Source organism: Empedobacter sp. GD03861 (genome assembly GCF_029840885.1).
GTDB classification, from domain to species: domain Bacteria; phylum Bacteroidota; class Bacteroidia; order Flavobacteriales; family Weeksellaceae; genus Empedobacter; species Empedobacter falsenii_B.
Genome location: NZ_JAOCDJ010000004.1, coordinates 40,023 through 64,408, shown reverse-complemented (window position 1 = coordinate 64,408; position 24,386 = coordinate 40,023). Strand labels below are relative to the sequence as shown.

Annotated in this window: 15 protein-coding genes and 1 pseudogene; 15 read left to right on the top strand and 1 reads right to left on the bottom strand. The window is 31.9% G+C overall.

All coding sequences use genetic code 11. The features are described 5' to 3' along the window. From N5D03_RS03305 to N5D03_RS03280, 6 genes are all read left to right on the top strand, one after another. On the top strand, positions 1-1,137 hold the full coding sequence (locus tag N5D03_RS03305; protein WP_125349493.1) for an efflux RND transporter periplasmic adaptor subunit: 1,137 nt from the start codon (positions 1-3) through the stop codon (positions 1,135-1,137). Positions 1,138-1,285: 148 nt separating this feature from the next. Beyond that, complete coding sequence (locus N5D03_RS03300) at positions 1,286-1,963, top strand: response regulator transcription factor (RefSeq protein WP_280050934.1); 678 nt, start codon at positions 1,286-1,288, stop codon at positions 1,961-1,963. Between the two features lie 3 nt (positions 1,964-1,966). Next, entirely contained in the window at positions 1,967-3,304 is a 1,338-nt protein-coding gene (locus tag N5D03_RS03295) for a HAMP domain-containing sensor histidine kinase (protein WP_280050933.1), read from the top strand. Positions 3,305-3,376: 72 nt separating this feature from the next. Further along, positions 3,377-4,627, top strand: a complete 1,251-nt coding sequence (locus tag N5D03_RS03290; RefSeq protein ID WP_115000065.1) for a TolC family protein — start codon at positions 3,377-3,379, stop codon at positions 4,625-4,627. Between the two features lie 4 nt (positions 4,628-4,631). Continuing rightward, a complete protein-coding gene (locus N5D03_RS03285; protein WP_280050932.1) occupies positions 4,632-5,723 on the top strand; it encodes an efflux RND transporter periplasmic adaptor subunit in 1,092 nt (363 codons plus the stop codon). 3 nt (positions 5,724-5,726) lie between these two features. Next, positions 5,727-8,834, top strand: coding sequence for a CusA/CzcA family heavy metal efflux RND transporter (locus tag N5D03_RS03280; RefSeq protein ID WP_280050931.1), 3,108 nt, complete (start codon positions 5,727-5,729; stop codon positions 8,832-8,834). A gap of 91 nt (positions 8,835-8,925) precedes the next feature. On the opposite strand, the gene N5D03_RS03275 is transcribed toward N5D03_RS03280, so the two are convergent. Continuing rightward, on the bottom strand, positions 8,926-10,365 hold the full coding sequence (locus N5D03_RS03275; RefSeq protein WP_280050930.1) for an NAD(P)/FAD-dependent oxidoreductase: 1,440 nt from the start codon (positions 10,363-10,365) through the stop codon (positions 8,926-8,928). A gap of 254 nt (positions 10,366-10,619) precedes the next feature. Here N5D03_RS03275 and N5D03_RS03270 point away from each other — a divergent pair, with 254 nt between their 5' ends. From N5D03_RS03270 to N5D03_RS03230, 9 genes and pseudogenes are all read left to right on the top strand, one after another. Then, positions 10,620-11,237, top strand: coding sequence for a hypothetical protein (locus N5D03_RS03270; protein WP_125349499.1), 618 nt, complete (start codon positions 10,620-10,622; stop codon positions 11,235-11,237). Continuing rightward, on the top strand, positions 11,221-12,330 hold the full coding sequence (locus N5D03_RS03265; protein ID WP_280050929.1) for a pyridoxal phosphate-dependent aminotransferase family protein: 1,110 nt from the start codon (positions 11,221-11,223) through the stop codon (positions 12,328-12,330). Before N5D03_RS03270 ends, N5D03_RS03265 begins: the two co-directional genes overlap by 17 nt. Further along, complete coding sequence (bioD, locus tag N5D03_RS03260) at positions 12,323-12,946, top strand: dethiobiotin synthase (protein ID WP_125349501.1); 624 nt, start codon at positions 12,323-12,325, stop codon at positions 12,944-12,946. Before N5D03_RS03265 ends, bioD begins: the two co-directional genes overlap by 8 nt. 6 nt (positions 12,947-12,952) lie before the next feature. Next, a complete protein-coding gene (bioB, locus tag N5D03_RS03255) occupies positions 12,953-13,948 on the top strand; it encodes a biotin synthase BioB (RefSeq protein WP_125349502.1) in 996 nt (331 codons plus the stop codon). Continuing rightward, on the top strand, positions 13,936-15,207 hold the full coding sequence (gene bioA / locus N5D03_RS03250; protein WP_125349503.1) for an adenosylmethionine--8-amino-7-oxononanoate transaminase: 1,272 nt from the start codon (positions 13,936-13,938) through the stop codon (positions 15,205-15,207). The genes bioB and bioA overlap by 13 nt, the downstream gene beginning before the upstream one ends. 325 nt (positions 15,208-15,532) lie before the next feature. Further along, entirely contained in the window at positions 15,533-17,002 is a 1,470-nt protein-coding gene (locus N5D03_RS03245; protein ID WP_280050928.1) for a histidine kinase, read from the top strand. Positions 17,003-17,138: 136 nt separating this feature from the next. Then, on the top strand, positions 17,139-19,661 hold the full coding sequence (locus N5D03_RS03240) for a zinc-dependent metalloprotease (protein ID WP_052217814.1): 2,523 nt from the start codon (positions 17,139-17,141) through the stop codon (positions 19,659-19,661). 9 nt (positions 19,662-19,670) lie between these two features. Continuing rightward, positions 19,671-23,011, top strand: a pseudogene (locus N5D03_RS03235) (SusC/RagA family TonB-linked outer membrane protein). A gap of 12 nt (positions 23,012-23,023) precedes the next feature. After that, on the top strand, positions 23,024-24,343 hold the full coding sequence (locus tag N5D03_RS03230; RefSeq protein WP_219035281.1) for a RagB/SusD family nutrient uptake outer membrane protein: 1,320 nt from the start codon (positions 23,024-23,026) through the stop codon (positions 24,341-24,343). Positions 24,344-24,386: the final 43 nt, after the last annotated feature.

The following is a 24,386-nucleotide window of genomic DNA, read 5'->3' as shown; positions in this document are numbered from 1 at the left end:
ATGAAAAAATATATCTTAATGCTTTGTACATCTTTTGTTGTGATGAGTTGTAACAAAGAAGAAACAAAACCTGAAGTAGAGCAAAAAGCAACTATTTCTACTTCAATTTTAAAGTTGACAGATGCTCAATTAAAGAATTTTGAAATTGATACAACCTCTTTACGTCATCAGAATTTACCTACAACTATTCGGCTAAATGCAAAGACGGCAGTAACCCCAGAAAATACTATTTCTATCACCAATGCCTTTGGTGGTTATGTGAAACGAATTGCACTAATTCCAGGAAATTATGTCAATAAAGGACAAGTTTTGGTGGTTTTAGAAGATCCGCAGTATATCCAAATGCAAGAAGATTATCTCACAACAAAAGCTTTGTTAGAGCAGGCTAGTGCAGATTATGTTCGTCAAAAGGATTTGAATGCAGAGCAAGCAGCAAGTGACAAAGTGATGCAACAAGCGAAAGCAACACGTCAATCGTTGATGGTAAAGAAAAGTTCCTTGGAACAGAAACTAAGATTAATGAATATCAATCCTTCCTCAGTTTCGTTGAGTAATATCCGACGTACCATCAATGTTTATGCACCGATTAGCGGAATGGTGAGTCAGGTTTTTGCGAATACAGGACAATATATTTCGCCAGCAGATGCGATGTTAGAAATTATTAATCCAGATCGTTCTTTGTTGAATGTAAAAGTATTTGAAAAGGATCTGAGTAACATTCAGATTGGTCAATTTTTGAAAGCTTATACCAATGCAAAACCAGATCAAAAGTTAGATGCGCAAATCACCTCAATTTCAAATCAAGTGAATGAAGATGGAACGGTTGATGTTTTTGCACGAATTACGAATGCGAATGGTACGCGATTAACAGCGAATATGTATTTCAATATCGAATTGCAAGTGAATTCGCTTGACGCGAATGTTTTACCAGAAGAAGCTGTAATTCAGTTTGAAGGAAAAGACTATGTGTTCGAAAGACAAACTAAAAATCAGTTTCGATTAGTTCTTGTAGAAATAGGAGGTTCTGCGAATAAAATGATTGAAATAAAATCTCCTCAAAATTCAGGAAAAGTCTATGTTTCGAAAGGAGCATATAATCTTTTGACTGCGATGAAAAATAGTGGAGAAGGAGATTAGACTTCGAATTATTGAATATAAAAAACGAGCAATTTATTGCTCGTTTTTTATTGAATTTTGTTCTTTTTAAATTAAAATCCAATTAGAAAATTTGCTATATTCATCTCATCTTGATCAATTTCATTAATTTTGGAAAAATGGAAAGTATATGCAAATTTTAGTAATCGAAGATGATAAGCGAATTAGCGATTTTTTAACCAAAGGATTAGAAGAAAATGGACATTTGGTTACGCTTTGTAAAGATGCGGAAACTGTTTTAGATGAATTTCTTACGATTCAGTTTGATTTGATTATTTGTGACATTATGTTACCAAAAATGGATGGAATTCAGCTTGTACAGACACTTCGTTACAAAAAAATATTCACTCCAATTTTGATGTTAAGTGCATTAAATACAGTTCAAGATAAAGTTTCGGCTTTGGACTATGGTGCAGATGATTACATTACAAAACCATTTCATTTCGACGAATTATTATCGCGAATCAAAGCTTTAACGCGTCGTAATCAGTTTCGTTCGCAAGAAGTTCCTGAAAATAAATTAATTTTTGATGCCTTAGAAATCGATTTGGATCAATATAAAGTTTTTGTCAATCAAGAAGAAACAGAACTTTCTCCTCGTGAATTTAAGTTGCTGAATTATTTAATCGAAAATATAGATAAAACCGTTACTCGTATCCAAATTTTAAATGCTGTTTGGGGAATAACATTCGATAATCACACCAATGTTGTGGATGTTTACATTTCGTATTTGCGTAATAAAATAGAGAAAAATGGTATGAAATATATTCATACAGTAAAAGGCGTTGGTTATATGTTTAAAGCTTAAATTATGAAGTTAAAACATCGATTAGCGCTTTATTCAGTCATTATTTTTAGTATCATTATTTTGATTGTTTCTACAATTATTTATTTTTCTTTTTATACCGAAATGGAGAAAAAAGAGATCAAATCATTGCAGAATAAGACACTTTTGGCTTCTATTTATTATTTAGAAAAGGACGAATTACCTGTTTTAGAACATAATAATATCAAAAGTCAATTAGAGAAGACGATTTCCCGAAAAAATATTTTAATTGTTGATCATAACAACAAAAAATACAATGGAAATATGTCGTCTAATAAAGATATTTCAACCAATTTTATAGAAAATATTCGTGCCAATAAATCAGATTTTTTTACAAGTAAAGATTTCTTTTATAACGGAATTTTTTATCGTGATAATGAAGGTGATTTTGTTGTAATCACGCGTGAATCTAAACAAGAATTTAACGAACAAATGCAATCGTTACTTCAAATTTTGATTTCGGTTTCATTGGTTGGGTTGATTTTTATTTATCTATTTTCTAATTTTTTAGGAGTAATTGCTTATGAACCGATTACAAAAATTATTGAGCAAATAAAAGAGCGTGATGCAAAGAATTTTACTGAACCTTTAAAGCTCAATAAATCGTATGCGGAGATTGAAGATTTAATCAAAACCTACAATCATTTTATTGATCGAATAGCGCAAACTTTTAATGTACAAAAGAATTTTATCGATTATGTTTCGCACGAATTACGAACTCCAATTACAGCATTATTAGGGACTTTAGAGGTAACTAATCATAAAAAAAGAACGCTCGAAGAATACGAAAACGTGATTGTACAACTGAAACAATATACCAATGATTTGCAAGAAACGTTAGACCAAATGATGTTGCTTTCGGGTGCAAAAACGAGTTTTGAATTTAATCAAATTCGAATTGATGAAGTAGTTTGGCAAGTGATTGAAAATGCTATTTTGTATCATCAAGCACGTATAAATGTGGATTTACAAGTCGAAAATAATCAATTGTTAACCATTCAAGGAAACGAAAAATTACTAGAAGTTGCGTTGAATAATTTAGTAAGTAATGCAATAAAATATTCGAACAATCAACCGATTTTAGTACAGTTTTTGGAAATTAATCATCGTTTGCAAATTCATATTTCCGATTTAGGAATTGGTATTTTAGAAACTGATATCAAACAAATTAAACAAAACTTTTTTCGAGGAAAAAACACGCAAGATTTTCAAGGAAAAGGTATTGGGCTTTCGATGGCGAATATTATTCTTACACTTCATCAAATTGATATAGAAATTGTTCCGAATAAACCTAAAGGAACGATTGTTAAACTCATTTTCTAATCTACTTTTAATCTAACTTAAAACTTACCTTAATCTTACACTTTTACTTTTGAATTTTCAAAAAGAGTAGAAGTGAAGAAGATCTATTATACAGTAATTCCAATTGTTCTTGCGATACAAACACAGGCGCAGAATGTAACGTTGGACAATTTAGAAGCCGCGTTTTTACAAAAAAATTATGCGCTTATTGCGAATAAATTCAATGTAGACAGAATTGATGCTGAAATTATTCAGGAGAAATTATGGCAAAATCCAACGTTGAGTATTTCTGAGGTTAATCTTTGGAAAACTTATAATGTAGAAGAACAGCCTTATTTATTCGGTAAATACGGGAAAAATCAACAAATTTCTGTCGAATTAGAGCAATTAATTGAAACCGCTGGTAAACGAAAAAAGCGTGTTGCGATTAAAGAATTAGAGAAGAATTCGGCACTTTTTGAGTATGAGGAATTGTTGCGTGAGCTGAAAAAGGAATTAAGACAAACATATTTTTCGTTGGCGCGTATTCAATCTGAAAAAAAAGAATTGCAAAATAGCGTTGATTTATTTGAACAGATGATGACACAATATCAGCGACAAGCTGATTTAAAAAATGTTCCGAAAGCTGATTTTTACAGACTTCAAACCGAATTAATTGGTTTACAAAAAGATCAAATTGAGCTAGAAAATCAAGAAATTGAATACATCAATAAACTTCGATTGTTAACGCAAAACTCAGATTTAAATGTAAATGAAATCGATTTTTCAAGATTCAATTCTCACTCCAAATCAATTCCATTTAATGCTAAACAATTAGCGAAAGAGCAAAATATAGCGTTAAAAAAACAAGAGAATGAAATCAATTTAGCTGAAAAACAATTGATTTTAGAAAAAGCACAACGTACACCAGATTTGGCTTTTCAAGTAATTTATGATCGAGGTGGAAATATTATGCGCGATTTTGTTGGTGTTGGAGTAAGCATTGATTTACCGATTTTTAATACGAATAAAGGAAACATCAAAGCTTCTGAAATTGTACTGAATCAACAACAAATCACCAAAAATGCCTTGAATTCTGAATTAGATATTTCGATTGATCGACTTCAAAATCAAATTAGTCAATTGGATAAAGCACTTATTCAATGGAAAAAATTGAACAATCAAGAGCAATTAACTATGATTGACAATTATAAAAAACATCTCCAAAATAAACAAATCACTTTATTAGAATTTATTGATTTTACGCAGGCTTATCGCGAATCTCAAAAAGCTTATTTGGATTTATTGGAAAATTACCAAAACACATTCGAAGAACTAAATTATATCGTTGGACAAGATTTATAAAATGATGAAAAAAACTTTTTATTTTTTAGCTGCTTTTACTTTGGTTTTAAGTAGTTGTAACAAGCAAGAAACCGAGAAAGAAGTGGTAAAAGAAAACAAATTTTGTTTGAACGAGCAATTGAAAAAGTCAACCGAAATTGTACCAGTTTTGCAGCAACCAATTCACGAACAATTAACCTTGTCAGGAAAAATTGAATATAACGAAAATGATTTAGTTGGCTTTAAAAGTTTGCTACAAGGAGTGGTAGATAAAGTGAACTTTGAATTAGGCGATTATGTGCGTCAAGGTCAAGTTTTGGCAGTTGTAAAATCGAACGAAGTACTAGATTTGGTACAGCAAAAGCGTTATCATCAAAATCAAATGGATTTGATTCGAAAACAAATTAAGTCGAAAAAAGAATTGTTGAATGATGGAATGGCTTCTCAGCCCGAAGTTACAGAGGCAGAACACGAATTACAATCAGCGCAAATTGAAATTGATAAAATCAATGCTACCTTGAAGATGTATCGTGCAGTTGGCAATGGTCAATTCCAGATTTTATCACCTAAAAATGGTTATATCGTTCAGAAAAACATGAGCGTTGGTCAGTCTATTATTTCTGATTCAGATGAAAATCTTTTCTCTATTTCAAATCTAAAACAGGTTTGGGTAATGGTAAATATTTACGCAAATAATCTGCAATATGTAAAAAAAGGTGATGCTGTAAAAGTGAAATCTATGGCGTATCCTGACCGCATTTATGTTGGGAAAATTGATAAAATATACAATGTGTTTGATGAAAATGAACACGTTTTGAAAGCACGTGTTGTATTGGAAAATCAAGATTTGAACTTGATGCCAGGTTTGAGTGCAGATATTATTATCGATAAACAAAATATTGTTGGAAATGCATTTGCGATACCAAACAAAGCCAAAGTTTTTGAGAACAACAAGGAATATGTGGTGGTATATAAAAATGATTGTACAATGGAAATCCGAAAAATTACGACGATTGGTCAGAATGAGGAATACACATTTGTTAGCGAAAAGTTTGCACCAAATGAGAAAGTTATTTCTCGAAACGCCCTAATGATATTTGAGGAATTAAATAAATAATAAATGAAAAAGTTAGTACAATCAGTCGTAACTTTTTCGTTACGAAATACAACCTTTGTTTTATTTGCTGTATTTGCATTACTCTTTGCAGGTATATTTTCTTTAAAACATACACCAATAGAAGCATTTCCAGATGTAACGAATACTAGAGCTCGTATCATAACACAATGGCCAGGAAGAAGTGCTGAGGAAATGGAAAAATTGGTGACTTTACCAGTTTCAAAAGTAATGAATAGTATTCCGCATAAATCAAATATTCGTTCTATTTCACTTTTTGGATTGTCTGTGGTAACGGTTCAGTTCGAAGATGGTGTAGATGATTTTTATGCACAACAATATGTATCGAATAAGTTGAACGGCGTTGATTTGCCCGAAGGTGCAGATGCCGATATCGAGCCGCCTTCTGGGGCAACAGGAGAGATTTTTCGTTATGTGATCAAAAGTGATTTGCCGATTAAGGAAGTGACAGCGATACAAGATTGGGTAATAGAGCGTGAATTGCTTTCTGTGCCTGGTGTTGCTGATATTGTGAGTTTTGGTGGAGAAGAAAAAACATATGAAATAAAGATAAATCCAACCGAATTAAAAAACTACGATTTATCGCCTTTGGATGTCTATGAAGCTGTTTCGAAATCCAATGTAAATGTTGGTGGAGATGTGATTCAGCAAGGAGATCAAGCTTATGTAGTTCGTGGTGTTGGTTTACTAGATAAGATAGAGGATATCGGAAATATTACTGTCGCTCTAAATGGTTCTACACCAATTTTGATCAAAAATGTGGCAGATGTTGTCATTTCGAATAAACCACGTTTGGGGCAAGTTGGTTACAATAAGCATGATGATATGGTAGAAGGAATTGTTATTATGCTACGAGGAGAAAATCCATCAGAAGTCATTGGAAATCTGAAAGCAAAGATTGAAGAATTAAATACAAGAACTTTACCAGATAATGTAAAAATTGAAACAGTTGTAGATCGTACCAAATTGGTGGATAATACAGTACATACGGTTTCTAAAAATATTATTGAAGGTATTTTATTGGTTTCATTAATTGTTTTTGTTTTTTTATATAATTGGAAATCAACATTTATTGTAGCTTCGGTTATTCCGCTTTCTTTTTTGTTCGCAATTATTATGTTGAAAATTCAAGGTTTACCAGCGAATTTAATTTCAATGGGGTCACTGGATTTTGGATTGTTGTTAGAAGGAACTTTGGTAATTGTAGAAACAGTTTTTGTTGCTTTAGCTACAATGCAACATAAAGTAGGAGCAGAACGTTACGCGAAAATGAGTAAAATGGGCGTTATAAAGAAAAGTGCAGGAAGTGTAGCTTCTTATATTTTCTTTGCTTTACTTATTCTTATTGTTGCTTTATTACCGATATTTTCATTTCAAAAAGTGGAAGGTAAAATGTTCTCTCCTTTAGCATTTACATTAGGATATGCATTATTAGGATCTTTAATATTAAGTTTAACTTATGTTCCTGCAATGTGTAAGTTGCTTTTTAAGAAAAATATGGAAGAGAAAGAGAACTTTATTACTCGATTTTTTCAGAAAACTATTTTCGGATTATATGAAACCGCATTTCGTTATAAAAAAGCAACAATAGGAATCTTTTTAGGAATTTTAGCTCTTTGTTTGTTTAAATTCTCACATTATGGATCAGAATTTCTTCCGAAATTGAATGAAGGAGCAATTTACATTCGTGCAACTTTACCAAATAGTGTCAATTTACAAGAATCAACTCGATTAACAAAAGAGATGAAAGAGTTGATGCAGAAAGATTGTGATGAAATTGATTTTATTTTAACACAAACAGGTCGTCCAAATGATGGAACAGATCCAACAGGATTCTTTAATATTGAGTTTAATGTTCAATTAAAAGATGAAAAAGATTGGAAGCGCAAGATTTCAAAAGAAGAGATTATTCAAGAGATGCGAGATAAACTAAATCATTATCCAGGAATTGTATTTGGATTTTCACAACCTATTCAAGATAATGTCGAAGAATATGTAGCTGGTGTAAAAAGTTCATTAGTTATTAAGATTTTTGGTGATGATTTGTATGATTTAGAAAAATATGCAAATAAGGTAGCATCATCTATCGAAAAAGTAAATGGAATAACAGATATCAATGTTTACAAAAATATTGGATTACCCGAACTTAGAATAGAATTGAGTGATTCAAAAATGGCGAAATATGGTATTAGTACAGCGGATGTTCAGGCAGTAATTGAAATGACAATTGGTGGACAAGCAGCTACTAAGTTTTATGAAAATGATCGACAGTTTGATGTTATTCTTCGTTTTCAGGAAGCTTATAGAGATACTCCTGAGAAAATTGGAAATATTTTGATTCCAACAAGTAATGGGAACAATGTTCCTTTGCAGGAAATAGCTACAATTGGTTATCAAACAGGACCTGCTTTTATTTATCGAGAAGGAAATAGTCGATATATCGGTGTAGGATTCAGTATAGAAGGTCGTGATTTAGGAAGTACAATCGATGAAGCGAAGAAAGTAGTGACGAAAGAAGTTAAATTACCGAAAGAAAATTACATGGAATGGGCTGGTGAATTCGAAAGTAAAGAGCGCGCAGCAAAACAATTAGCAATGGTCGTTCCGATTTCGTTAGTTTTGATTTTATTATTATTGTATACCAATTTCGGAAATGTAAAAGACACAGCGATAGCTGCATTAACACTGCCTTTTGCTTTTATTGGAGGATTTATTTCGCTTTGGGTAACAGGAACCATTTTTGGTATATCTGCGGGAATAGGTTTTATTATTCTTTTTGGAGTAGCAACGATTGATGGAATTGTTCTAATTGGTGTTATTCGAGATAATTTAAAGCATAAAATGCAATTAAAAGAAGCAATAGTTAATGGTGTTAAAAGTAGAATACGCCCTGTTGTGATGATTGCGCTTATGGGATCGATGGGATTATTACCAGCAGCACTTTCTACCGGAATGGGATCAGAAATTCAAAAGCCTTTGGCAATTATGATTGTAGGAGGATTAATTATTTGTTTAATCTTATCCTTTACAATTCTTCCAGTTGTATTTTATTATGCATATAGAAAAGAATATCAACAGAAATTCCTGAAATAATTTGTGTAGTTGTTTTATATAAAGGAGTTTTTATCAAAAGGTAAAAACTCCTTTTTTATTGATTATGAATGAGTAAATCTAGAATAATTAATTATAAAGTAGAAGACCACTTAGAACCAAACGTTACGTTACCTTCTTGAAGTACAATATCTGAATGTAGAAATTTGGCTGCATCTGCTGACTTTTTCACTTTAACGCTACTTCGTTCCATCATTTCTTTTTCATACTGTTGTAAAACTTCTTCACGCAAATTAATCTGTTTATTTTGAATATTGTTATAAACTGAAATAATTTTTTGCGCCAATAACAAAGCATCTAACAAAGCTTGATTTGCACCTTGTCCTTTAAAAGGACTCATAGGATGAGCCGCATCGCCTATTAAAGTAACTGGACCAGCTTTTTCTAATAAGTTTGACTTTAATAAATCTCGATCATAAACGGGGTATCCAGTGATTTGTTTGGGTTCTGTAGCTGCAATAATTTCAGGAATAGGAGAGTGCCAATGCGTTCTTTTAGCAACTTCTATTTTTAAAGCCTCTGAACCTTTTTTACTCAAAGCTATCGCTTCATTTTCTAACATTGGAAAACTAAATTGCCACATAACCGAATCTTTATCATAAGGCATCATATACATTCGTTCCGTTCCATTTGCGGTCTGAAACACTGTTGCACCATCTAACAAATGATTATCTAAATTTGCTAAAGCATCCAGTTTACAAATGCCTAAAATAACAATACAACCCAAATAACGTAATGGACTATTTTCCTCATTTATAACCAATCGACGAACTGTACTTCGTATGCCATCTGCACCAATAAGTAAATCAGCTTTAAAGTGTTTTTGAATTCCATCAACATCAAATGTTAATTCTATTTTATCATCAACTTTAAAATCGACTAATTGATGATTCCATAAAACTTGATTATTGCCACCTAATTGATTTAAAAAAGCTAAGCGTAAAGATTGCCTCGCAATGTGAATATTGGTATGTTTATTCTTGTTTTTAGCTTCAATCGCTTCTTTATCTTGCAATTTTCTTATTCCCCATTCGCCAATCACATTTCCTTCTATAGTATGTGCTAAATGCAATGTAGAAACGATTCCTTCCTCTAAAGTTTGGATTCCAAATTTTTTTAATTCTTTACTAGCTTGCTGTAACGTTAGTCCATAACCTTGGGAACGATCGTTGAAAGCTCGATCACGTTCAAAAAGTGTAAAAGGAATTTGACGATGTAAACACGCTAATGCCAATGCAATTCCACCAATTCCAGCTCCGACAATTGCAATATGAGGATATTTTTTTTCGTTGGGTGATGGATGTTCATTTGTAGTTGTCAAACCGGTTCCTGAGCAGACAGTACAGATCTGCATCGAACTTTTTGGTTTATTTGGAGTAATAAAATTTTCATTCTTTTTAGATTGAGCAACAGCTAATTCATAACGCGATAGTTTCCTTTTCGAAACTCCTTGACTTTTTTTTCCAAGTCCATTACAATTCTTGCAACTTATCCAATTTTCTCGAGTACTCAATTTAAAAATTTTTGCAAAAATAAGATTAAAGTAGCTATTTAGAAAAATCTAATCGTAAAAGATAGAATTAATAGATGAATAATGAATTTTTCTGTAATAATAGTTTTCATCATTCAACTTCTTTATAGTGATGATTTAAAACTTTTTGCAGAGATTCTAAAATAGGTTTAATATAACCGGACTATTATTTATTATAAAAGTGGAGTGTATATATGATCCGTTGGACTTATAATTTTGGTCAAAAATAAAATCAATTGAAAAAATTATTAAATCATATTGTTTTAGAACCAAAATTACATGTAAAGTGGCTTAATACACTTTCGTATATGGAAAATGCAGGAGCAAGAAAAATTTCGGCATGTGAACACAAAACTTTTGTCAATCTTATCCAATTGAAACATGCAGCTGAGGAACATCGCCATGCTTATTATTTGAAAAAGCAAATTATAAAATTAATTCCAGATGCTTGTGTCAATTATGAGCCTATTTATCTTTTAGCACCAAAAGCAACAATGTATTATTTACATCAATTAGATATTCAGGTTTGTCGTTTATTGAAGAAAGAATTTAATCTTGATGGGGAAGATTTAAAATACGCAGCTTATTTGTTTGTGACTTACGCTATAGAAGTGAGGGCAGATGAATTGTATCCAATATATCAAGATATTTTGACGGCGCATCAACAAAAAGTGATGGTAAAATCTATTATTGTTGAAGAAGAAGGTCATCTTGAAGAAATGATTTCACAATTAAAAGAATTTCATAGTGAATGGAATATCTATGCAAATCAAGTGAAACAACTAGAAGAAGTGTTATTTATGAATTGGATTTCTGCAATTGAAAATGAATTGAATAATGTCGAAATTTTTTAATTCATTGCAATTATCTCTATTCGAAAGAGAACAAAAAGGAATTAAAAGAACATTAAAAGTTCGTTCTTCTGGAATTGATTTTTATAGTAATGATTATTTGGGATTAGCTAAAAATGAAATCTTACATCAGCAGATTTTAAATGAGTTTATAGCACAACCATCTTTACTTTATGGTTCTACTGGAGCACGTTTGATTAGTGGGAATTCCAATTACCTAAGAGAAACGGAACAGATAATAGCAAATGAACATAAAGTGGAAGCTGCATTACTTTTTTCATCTGGATATAATGCCAATTTAGCACTTTTTTCTGCACTTTTAACTCGACATGATGTTGTTTTAGTTGATGAAAATATACATCGATCAGTACATGACGGGATTAAATTATCCAACGCAAAAAAAATAAAGTTTAAACATAACGATTTAGATCATTTAGAGAAACTATTGCAAAGAGTAAAAGAGCGTTGTTTTATCGCGGTAGAAAGTTTGTATTCGATGGATGGTGATTGTGCTCCATTAATTGAACTGGTTGAATTAGCCAATAAATACAATGCAGCATTAGTGGTAGATGAAGCTCATGCTTTTGGTGTTTTTGGTTACGGATTGGTTCATCAATTCGGTTTACAATGCAAAGTGTTTGCAACGGTTGTAACTTATGGAAAAGCGATGGGAATGAGCGGTGCCACGATTTTAGCTAATCAGTTAGTGATTGATTATCTCATTAATTATGCTTCACCTTTTATTTACACCACAGCTATTGCTGATTTTCATGTGACAGGTTTACGAAAAGGTTATCAGTTTATCAAAGAAAATAAATCGCTTCAAGAAAGTTTACAATATAATATCTCACATTTTAGAAATAGTGGCTTAACGAGTTCTTCAAATAAAAATAGTCCAATTCAAATTCTAAAGTTTGAGTCTAGGAGTCAATTAACCAAAATCAAAAATCTATTGGAAGAGGTTGAAATAAACACTTTTGCAGTTTTTCCACCTACAGTAGTAGAAGGAGGAGAGCGATTAAGAATCTGTTTGCATGCTTTTAACACACAAGAAGAAATTAATCAATTAATAGAAAAGATAAAAGAAAATGTCTAAACAATTATTTGTTACAGGAATAGGAACAGGAGTTGGGAAAACGATGGTTTCAGCAATATTAACTGAAGCTTTACAAGCTGATTATTGGAAACCAATACAATCGGGAGATTTAGATTCATCAGATAGTTTGTTGGTAAAATCGTTAACTTCTCCAGAACTGAAAATTCATCAAGAACGTTATTGTTTGCAAAAAGCCGCTTCGCCACATCAATCTGCAAAGGAAGAAGCAATTGAAATCAATTTAAATGATTTTGAATTTCCCAAAACAACCAATTCTCTTATTGTTGAAGGAGCAGGAGGATTATTTGTTCCTATTAATGAAGAAGATTTTATGATTGATCTTATTCAGCAGTTTAATCTTCCAGTAGTTATGGTTGCAACGAATTATTTGGGTTGTATTAATCATACATTATTAACGATTGAAATACTGAAATTAAGAAATATCGCTATCGAATATTTTGTGTTTAATGGAGAGTTTGATGAAGACACTTCTCGTGTTATAAAAAATCATTTGTCTCCGGATATTTCTATCATCATTATACCAAAACTCAATTCAATAAATTCAAGCGAAGTGAGAAATATAGCAGAAACAATTAAGCATCAATTTAATATTTAAAATACAATGAAAGTATCAAACGAAACACGCCATGATTGGACGAAAGAAGAAATCGAAAAAATCTATCATCAACCATTATTAGATTTAGTATATCACGCATCCAAAAAACATCGAGAATGGCACAATGCAAGAGAAGTACAAGTATGCACCTTGTTATCTGTAAAAACAGGTGGTTGTCCCGAAGATTGCTCATATTGCGGACAAGCAGCGCGTTATCATACCGATATTAAAGTAGAAGCTTTGTTGCCAACTGCAACAGTATTAGCACATGCAAAGAAAGCAAAAGAAGCGGGCTCATCACGTTTTTGCATGGCAGCTGCTTGGCGAGAAGTACGAAATAATCGAGATTTTGATCGAATAATCCAAATGGTTAAAGGTGTAAATGAATTGGGATTAGAAGTATGTTGTACATTAGGAATGTTGACAGAAGAGCAGGCAATTCGTTTGCAAGAAGCAGGTTTACATGCTTATAATCATAATTTAGATACTTCCGAAGCTTATTACGATGAGATTATTTCTACTCGTAAATTTGATAATCGAATCAATACGATACAAAATGTGCGAAAGGCTGGGATTACAGTTTGTTCGGGTGGAATTATTGGCTTAGGAGAAACGCATCAAGATCGAATTTCTATGCTATTAACTTTGGCAACAATGTCAAAACATCCAGAATCTGTACCTGTAAATGCTTTAGCAAGAGTAAAAGGAACACCTTTAGAAAATAATCCGAAAGTAGATATTTGGGATATGGTTCGTATGATTGCTACAGCTCGTATTGTGATGCCTTCTTCGATTGTGCGTTTAAGTGCTGGTCGAATAGAAATGACAGAAGTTGAGCAAGCTTGGTGTTTTATGGCTGGAGCGAATTCGATTTTTACAGGAGAGCGTGAAACCTTACTGGTAACGCCTAATCCTGGGGTAACAGAGGATATGAAAATGTTTGAAAATTTAGGTTTAATACCAATGGTTAAACAAGAAACAACTCAGACATGTACACATTAAAAGAACGCGATCAGTTGGTGAATTGGCATCCTTATACGCAGATGAAAAAAGCCAATAATATTATTCCAATTGTAAGAGGAGAAGGAAGTTATATTTACGATGAAAATAACAAACAATATATTGACGCTGTTTCATCGTGGTGGGTAACGCTGCATGGACATGCGCATCCGTATATTGCACAAAAAATGCACGAACAGCTAACAACTTTGGAACATGTTATTTTTGCAGGATTTACGCATCGACCTGCAATTGAATTGTCTGAACGTTTGTTGGCTCTTTTACCTCAAAATCAAAAGAAAGCATTTTATAGCGACAATGGATCAACAGCGATTGAGGTAGCATTAAAAATGTGTTTACAATATCATTTCAATAAAAAAGAAGATAGACCTGTGATTTTAGCGTTCAAAAATGCCTATCATGGTGATACTTTTGGCGCGATGTCTGTAAGTGGAAGAGGAATTTGGACAGAACCTTTTAGTGAAAAGCTTTTTGATGTTATATTTATTGATACGCCGAATGCAGAAAATATAGAAGCGATTAAATCGCAAATAAAAGAAGTTGCAACTAAAGTAGCGTGTTTTATTTACGAACCTTTGGTTCAAGGAGCTTCGGGGATGTTGATGCATGAGGCTGAATATTTAGATCAATTGATGAGTTGCTGTAGAGCATATCATATTTTAATGATTCAAGATGAGATTTTTGTAGGATTTGGTCGTACAGGTAAATTATTTGCAGTAAATCATTTGACAGAAGTTCCAGATATTATGTGTTTTTCGAAAGGTTTAACAGGTGGTACTTTGCCTTTGGGCGTTACAACTTGTACAGATAGAATTTACCAAGCCTTTTATGCTGATGATTTGAATAAGACGTTATTTCACGGGCATTCTTTTACGGCAAGTCCATTAGCGTGTACCGCTGCGTTAGCAAGTCTTGATTTGTTATTACAGACTTCTATACAACAGCAAATAGCAAATATTGTACATCAACATCAACATTTTGTTGTGTCTATTCAAGATCATCCTAAAGTAAAAGTGATAAGACAATGCGGCACTATTTTGGCGTTGGAATGGAATACAAATGAAGAAACATCTTATTTTAGTGATATACACGAAAAGCTATATCCTTACTTTTTAGAGAAAGGTATATTATTGCGTCCTTTAGGGAATATTATTTATTTAGTTCCTCCTTATTGTATTTCGACTGATGATCTAAATTATATTTATGATACGATTCGTCAAGCTTTAATCGAATTGTTTTAATGTTAAGTTCTAAATGACGCTTATAAGATTAAAAAGATAAAAAAATCTCCCTTTTGGGAGATTTTAGTTTATATCATATTGTCAATTGTTTGAAAATTATCATTTTATGATAAATGTTCTCTTATTTTTTTGATTAAAAAGCTTCCCTTAGTTTTGCAAAAAAAATAGTTTGTCTTTTCGATTTCGAGTCCATTTATCTAATAAATCCATTTATGTTATAGCGCTTATTGTAAGTGTTATTGCTGTTTTTGCTCTTGTTATATTGAGTTTTTTAATTAATAAAGAAAGTCAAAAAAATAATGATGAGTTTGTCAAAAAAAGTTTTTTGAGGAAATATGAAGCAGTTGAATTTGAGTTTAAAAACATCGAAGAATATCAAGAAGTTTTAAAAAAAGTTGTTAAAAAGACAAATGAAAAAAATGTAGCAGATCATTTTTTGGTTTTGAATGAATTAAATTCAAATCGAAAGTTAATTCGCCATGATTGGTTTTCTATTCATTCTCCAGAAACAAATTATTTTCCTGATGAATCAATCCTTTCAAAAGCTATCAATCAACCAAATATTAAAGAATTTCAATCGATATATACTACAAAAAATCAACAGATTGATAATTTTTTATTGGATTATAAAGACACGTTGTATTGGGTAAATTACGATTCTATTAAGTTGTCTAATGGACAAAATATGTATTACGGTTCGACGATTAATCTGTTTGATTTGTATAATTTTTTTACGACAGTTGATGCAACTTCGTCCAATTATATGTATGTTTTCAATAAAGATGGAATTTGTATTACGCATCCTGATGAAAAATTTATTGGGAAAAATGTTTTCGATTTTACAGATATCCAGCCAAACGATACGATAACGAGCACAATTAATTCTAATTTTTCACAAGATTTATATACGTTGAATGATGCTTCGTCCGAATTTATAAAGGATACGGATATTAAGCGTTATATAAAACCTTTACACACCAAAAATTTTGATGGATATATTGTCGTGAATCATTTGAGTTATATCATTGATGAAAATGTAGAACGAACTAAATTTTATATAGGTTTTATTTTCTTAGGGACTGTTTTTTTAATTATCATTATCTTTTTGTTATTCAATAAAATAACATCTAAAACATACAAGGAAAAAGCGTTTGTAATCGAAGAAAAAAATAGGTTGTTAATTGAAAATGAGAAGATTAAAAACGCTAATACTCTAACGCAATTACAACAATTAAAGAATCAAATTAATCCACATTTTTTATTCAATTCCTTGAATTCTCTTTATATGTTAATTGGTTTGAACAAAGAGAATGCGCAGAAATTCACGATGAATCTTTCTAAAATTTACCGATATCTTATTGTTCCGCCTAAGGAAAATGTTGTACTTGTAAAAAAAGAATTAGATTTTATTGCACAATACATGGATTTGCATAAAAGTAGATTTTCGGAAGAATTGATTTTTGATTTACAAATCGAAGATTCGAAAAGCTTAGAAAAAAACATTCCATATTTGGCATTACAGATTGTTGTAGAAAATGCAATAAAACATAATATTGCTACAATTGATCAACCTTTGACTATAAATATTGTTGTAAAATCTGATTTGATTATCGTCAAAAATACTTTTCAGAAAAAAAATAAAGCGACAGAAAATGAGAAATTTGGTTTAAACTATTTACAAAAAATCTATCATTTTTATCAAGTTGATAATTTCTCAACAAAAGTAGAAAATGAAGAATTTATTTGTTTTTTACCTTATATCGAACCAAAATATCCATTCACTCCAAAAAACTAACCACTCACTCCAAAAAACTATTATTATAAGAAAACTGCGCTTAAGTTTATGCCATAATTAATGATAATTTAATGTTCGAATGAGTCATAATAAGGAAAGAAAGAATTATAAATTAGCACTATATCTTGGTTTGGCAATGTCTTCGGCTGTTGTTTATGGACAAAAGAAAGAGGATAAAAAAGCTGAAAAAGATAAAACAGAGAAAAAGGATTCTACTGTAACGAAAGTTAAAAAAATAGATGAATTAATCAAGAAAGGAAGCTACAAGAAAGGTTTGTTTAATACCATTCAAGTAAAAACTGATATCTATTTCGAAATTCCAGATAGTTTATTTGGACGCCAATTTTTGGTTGTGAATAAATTGTCTCAAGTTCCAATGGAAGTTAACGAAGCGGGCTTGAACAAAGGAATGAATTACGAAAACAAAGTGATTTCTTTTTATCATGATAAAGTAGCTAAAAAAGTGTGGGTAAAAACAATTGTTCCACAAGTTTCTTCGCCTAAAAATGACGCAATCACAGCTTCTGTAAAGGATAATTTCTCAGAATCGATTATTGAGGTTTTTGATATAGAAGCTCAAAATAATGATTCTACAGCTGTTGCGATTAAAGTGAACAAAATTTTTGATGGAAATCAAAAAAGTTTTAATGATGTATTAACGAACATAGGTTTAGGAGGTTCGGTAAAGGCAAATCTATCGTATGTGGAAAATGTGAAAACGTTTCCAGAAAACATTGTGGTTAAGTCTCAGTTAACGACAAGTGTAAATGAAGGAGGGGTAGATTTGGCCGTTACCTTAGGTGTTACAAGTAATATTGTTTTACTTTCGACAACTCCTATGCAACCTAGGTTAGCAGATAATCGTGTGGGATATTTCACAGAAAAACATTGGTTTTTTAATGATGCTCAACACAAAATGGAAGATCAACGCTTTATTACAAAATGGCGTTTGGAACCAAAAGACGAGGATAAGGAAAAATATCTAAAAGGTGAATTAGTAGAACCTAAGAAACCAATTATTTATTACATCGATCCTTCGACACCAAAACAATGGCGCCAAAAAATTATTGCTGGTGTACACGATTGGCAAGTTGCTTTTGAGCAAGCTGGTTTCAAAAATGCGATTATAGCAAAAGAACCAACTGCTGATGACAAAGATTTTGATATTGATGATGTACGTTACTCAGTAATTACGTATGCAGCTTCACCAAAGTCAAATGCAATGGGACCTTCTGTGGTTGATCCGCGTAGTGGTGAAATTTTAGAGGCGGATATTATTTGGTGGCACAATGTAATGACTTCTTTGCATGATTGGATGCGTATTCAAACAGGTCCAATTGATCCAAAAGCAAGAGGAAATAAATTTAGTGATGAACATATGGGAGAAGCAATTCGTTTTGTGTCTTCTCATGAAGTAGGACATACATTTGGTCTGAAACATAATATGGGCGCTTCTTTTTCTTATCCAGTAGAATCTTTACGTTCGAAAGAATTTACAGATAAAATGGGTGGAACTGCACCGTCTATTATGGATTATGCGCGTTATAATTATGTGGCACAGCCAGAAGATGGTGTTACAGCAATTACGCCAAAAATCGGTTTGTATGATAAATATGCAATCGAATGGGGATATCGTTGGTTTCCAAATCAAGAAACAGAAAAAGCATCGCTTCGTAAAATGATTGAAAAGCACGAAGATGATCCAATGTATTTTTATGGTGAACAACAAAGCTATTTAAGTACAATTGATCCGCGTTCTCAATCAGAAGATTTAGGTGATGATGCTGTTTTGGCAAGTGAATATGGAATGAAAAATCTAAAACGTGTTTCAGAAAATATCTTGAAATGGACGTACGAAGATGGAAAAAGCTATATCAACACAGGGAAACTTTATTACCAAACAATAGGGCAGTGGGATTTATATTCTAATCATGTTTTAGCAAATGTTGGTGGGATTTATTTAAACAACACTTATTTCGGAATTGATAAAAAAGCATACGAACCAGTTCCTGCAGATATGCAACGTAAAGCAGTTAATTATTTAAACGAAAATGTGATTCAATTACCAAAATGGTTATTCTTTAATGATATTTTAGATAAAACGTATGCAATCAAAAATTCGCCAATGGGACCTTACGAGCAAACGCCGTATACATTAGCGAGAGAAATGCAATATGGATTGATTTATAATTTATTTACTGACGATCGCTTATTGCGCATGTTAGAAAATGAATTGAAACACCAAGAATTAAAATCTAATGAAAAAATTTATACAGTTGAAAATTTATTTGATCAAGTAAGAAGTGCAGCTTTTGATAAAAAATCAAACTTAACTATTCTTGAAAAAATGACTCAAAAAAATTACGTTGATGCCTTAATCGTTTCAACAAACAAATTATTTGAGAAAACAACTGTTGCGGGACTTACAATTGACCAAAACCTACAAGTACCAACTATCTGTAATTATTTAGACGAAGAAAAAATGGCGCGTAATATCAACTATTCTTCTATGAAAAGAGTGTCGGAAGTGACAACCTATAAAAGAGCAGAATTACAACGCGTGTTGACTTTGTTAAACAAGAAAAAGAATAATGGAGATGCGTCTACAAAAGCGCATTATGCTGATTTAATCATCCGTATTAAAGAAGCTTTAAAGTAAGATATAGAAATGAAAAAGACACTCATTCTTTTGCCACTTTTTGCGGCAAGTATTGCGTTTTCTCAAGAAAAGAGAGTGATTACAGGTTCGGTTCAAGACGAAAAATCGTTGGTTGGAATTGCTGGTGCGTCTGTTAAAATTGAAGCTCAATCAATTTCGACAAAAACAGATCAAAAAGGAATTATAGAAAGTGTAACGGTTGGTACTGTTACAGATGAAGATGGTTTCTTTTCATTAGAAGTTCCTGCAGGTACAAAATCTGTATTGATTAGTTATTTAGGCTATGATTCTAAATTAGTTGAACTTTCTACAGATTTAGCAACATATCATGTAAGCTTAAAATCAACTTCAGGTGAAGTTCTTCCAGAAAATAATGATCTAAAAGAAGTTGTTGTTACAGGTTATCAAAAAATTGAAAAACGTAAACTAACATCGGCAGTATCAACTGTAAAAATGGATGACATTCAACAAGCTGGTGTTGCTAGTGTTGACCAATTGTTAAGCGGACAAATTGCTGGTGTAGCTGTTTCTACAGAAACTGGTTCGCCTGGTTCGCCAAGTAAAATTAGGATTCGCGGTACTGCTTCTCTTTCAGGTCCACAAGATCCGTTATGGGTGATTGATGGTTTACCATTAGAAGGAAATGATGTACCAAACTTTAGTGATAAAGATAACATCGATCAATTGCAAAACTTTTCTATCGCTGGTTTAAATCCAAACGATATCGAAGATATTACAATCCTTAAAGATGCTGCTGCAACGGCTATTTATGGAGCAAGAGCTGCAAATGGTGTAATTTCGATTACAACAAAACGTGGTAAAAAAGGCGCTATGACGGTTAATTTTTCTGCGAATACATTTGTGACAGCTCGTCCAGATTTTGGTCGTTTAAATTTATTAAATGCTTCTCAGAAAGTTGATCTTGAATTAATGCTTGCTAGTCGCGATGATTTAACGTATCGTACTGATAAAGGCGAAGTAATGCGAATTTTGCAAAAGAATGGTCAATTAAATGCTTTACGAAATGGAGGTTTTAATTCTTTAGATCTTATCACGCAAAATCAAATTAATTCTTTACGAAATAACACAACCGATTGGGGAAAATTATTGTATCGTAATGCAATTAATACACAATATGGTTTAAGTATTTCTGGAGGAAATGATCGTTCTGATTATTACTTCTCATTAGGATATTATGATGAGCAAGGAACTACGATCGGAACAGGTTTTGAACGTTATAATCTTACTTTAAAAAACAATTATAAACTTAACGATAAATTAGATGTAGGGATTTCTATTTTTGCAACTTCAAGTGATAAAAAATCTTTTGTAACAGATGCAGATGCGTTATCAATCCGATTAATTATTCACGAAATGCGAATCCATATCTATCTCCATTTAATGCAGATGGTTCTTATCGTTATGACAACGATATTGATGGATTTGAAGATCGTTCTGTTCCATTTAATTTTATCGAAGAAAGAGAAAACACAAATTATACATTAAAAAACCGTTCGTTAAAAGGTATTATTGATCTTAATTATCAATTAGCAAAAGGTTTAAAACTAACATCTCAATTCGGAATTCAGTACGATAGTAACAAAACAGAAAAATACGCTGAGCAAGAAACTTATTTTACGCGTAAAATGAAAGAAGGAACGCGTTATTATAAATCTGGACAATATTTGTATTTCTTACCTGACGGAGGAGTTAAACAAAATTGGGATAACGAATTTTTTCAATATAACTGGAAGTTACAAGGAACATATAGTACTACGATTAACAATCGTCACGAAATTGATTTGATGGCTGGGACAGAAATTCGTCATACACAAAATGAAACGACTTTAACACGTGCTTTTGGTTACAATAAAACGACGAAAACAGGAACGCCAATCGTTTTCCCAAATTCAAGTTTTGCTGCAGATAAACGTTACGAAACGTACAGAGAGATGCCAACGGAAGAAAATGCTTATGTATCTACATTTGCAACAGCTTCGTATACATTAGACAGAAAATATACAGTTTTTGGTAGTGTTCGTTATGATGGAACAAATTTATTCGGAGTTAATAAAAAATATAAATACTTACCAATTTGGGCAGTTTCTGCTTCTTGGTTAGTTTCAAAAGAATCGTTTATGGAGAACATCGATTTTATTTCGAATCTTCGTTTACGTGCTTCTTATGGTTTACAAGGAAATATTGATCGTAATACTTCACCTTTCTTTATTGGTGAATATAATGATGCAACAATTTTACCAGGTAATAAAGAAGATATTATCAATGCGATTAATTTACCGAATGATTTGTTACGTTGGGAAAAAACAACGAATACAAATGTTGGGTTAGATTTAGGTCTTTTCAAAAATCGTATCAACCTTGCTGTTGATGTGTATAATCGTAAAGGAACAGATATGATTAGTATGCGCGAAACACCATTAGAAACAGGTTTTGAATATACAATGGTGAATTGGGGAGAATTGACAAACAAAGGTTTTGAGATTGCTTTAACAACACGCAACATTGATAAGAAAAACTTTAAATGGTCGACAACAATTAATTTTGCGCACAACAAAAGTAAAGTTCTTAAAGAGCAACAACGTGAAAATAGTTTAATTCCATCTCGAGAAGGTTTACCTGTAAATGCAATTTTTGCTTTAAAAACAGCTGGATTTGATGAACACGGAAATCCAATGTTTTGGAAAGGAGATGAAAAAGTTTCTGCAAAAGAATTCTTTGCTTTATATGACTTATATGAAGATTTTTTACCAGGAGAAATTGTGGATTCTAAATTAACAAGCGAAGAAAAACGTAAATTATTTACTTATATCGGAGATCGCGATCCTAAATTTACAGGAGGTATTATCAATAATTTCAAAATTCACAATTTTGATTTAACGATTTCTGCAGCATTCAATTTAAAACAAACGGTGATGAAAACACCTTCTTATCGTGGAATGGAATTGGATCCAGGTCGTAATTATACGCAAGATATTTTCGAGGCAGGTTCTACACTTCCAGGAATTACAAGCCCAATTAAAGGAGATAACGATAGTTGGATGGCGAACAAATGGTTTGCAGGAAACAATGCAAACGCGTACAATTTATTAGACATTTGGGCGAAAGAAATTAGTTATATGCGAATCAGTAGTATTCGTGTAGGTTATACTTTACCAAATAAATATGCTGAGGTTGTCGGTTTCAAAAGCGCTCGTTTTAGCTTAGAAGGACGTAATTTATTTGTATTTAGTAATGGATACAAAGGTTATTTTGATCCAGAAACTTACGGAAATATTTATGCACAACCAATTGCTAAATCTGTAACAGTAGGCCTTAATGTTTCTTTCTAAATTTTAAATCAAATGAAAAAAATATTTTTATTATTAAGCATAGTTGCTGTTAGCTTTACAGTAGTTAGTTGTGACAATTATTTGGATATTGAACCAGATGGAAAAGTGATTCCAAAAACGGTAGAAGATTACCGTATGGTTTTAACGAATGCTTATTCAAAATATCCAACACACAAGTCTTTGACAGCTTTACGCACCGATGAGGTTACATTGAATGAATATTCAAATGACTTTATTTCGTACCGAGAAATTGCACAATGGAAGGATACAAATCCAGATCAAATATCAATTCAATTTCCTTGGGTTAGTTTTTATACGGTGATTTTTTATGCCAATCAAATCATCAACGAAGGGCCAAAAACAATGGAAAATTCTGCTGAAAAAGATCAATTATTAGCAGAAGCTTATGCGTTACGTGCGTATGCGTATTTTGATTTGGTGAATTTATACGGAAAACCATATAATTCAGCAACAGCAAGTACAGACAAAGGAGTTCCTCTAAATTTAAAAGTAGATTTAGAAGCAACGCTTAAGCCATCATCTGTTCAAGAAGTTTATAATCATATTGAGTCTGATTTAGAAGAAGCTACTAAATTGATGAAAATGGATTCGCAGTTAGCTGGATTAAATTATAGATTCTCAAATGCAGCTTTAAATGCTTTAGAAGCAAGAATCGCTTTGTATAAAAATGAATGGCAAAAAGCAATTGATTTTTCTGATTCTACATTAAAAATCAAAGGTGATTTAGTGAATCTGAACACAACAAAACAAGTTCCAAATCATTATACATCTGCCGAATCTATTTTAGCTTTAGACAATACATTGAATCCTGCAATTCAGTATATGTCATATGCTTCACCAGAATTGTTAAGTAGTTATGATACAGAAAATGATCTACGTTTTCCGCTTTATTTTGAGAAAAGTGGATCAAAATATAAAGTTATCAAAGGTGGAAATTCAGAGTTCAAAACGTCTTTCCGCGTAGCTGAATTATATTTTATCAAAGCTGAATCATATTTGAAATTAAATAAGTTAGATCAAGCAAAAGCAACTTTATTTTCAGTTTTACAAAATCGTTATACAGCAACTGGTTTTGCAAAATTACAAACAGAAATTTCTGCGATGAATTCTACTGAATTGATGAAGTTTATTTTAGATGAACGTTTTAGAGAATTTGCGTTAGAAGGACAACGTTGGTACGATTTACGTCGAGCAAATCAAAAACAAATTATACATCAAATTTCAGGTAAAGAGTATATTTTACAAGAAAATGATGTTCGTTATACAATAGAAATTCCACAAGCAGCTAAGCTCAATAATCCTCATTTATAACATTTTTAGACCGTCTTTATTCATCATTTAGACGGTTTTTTTA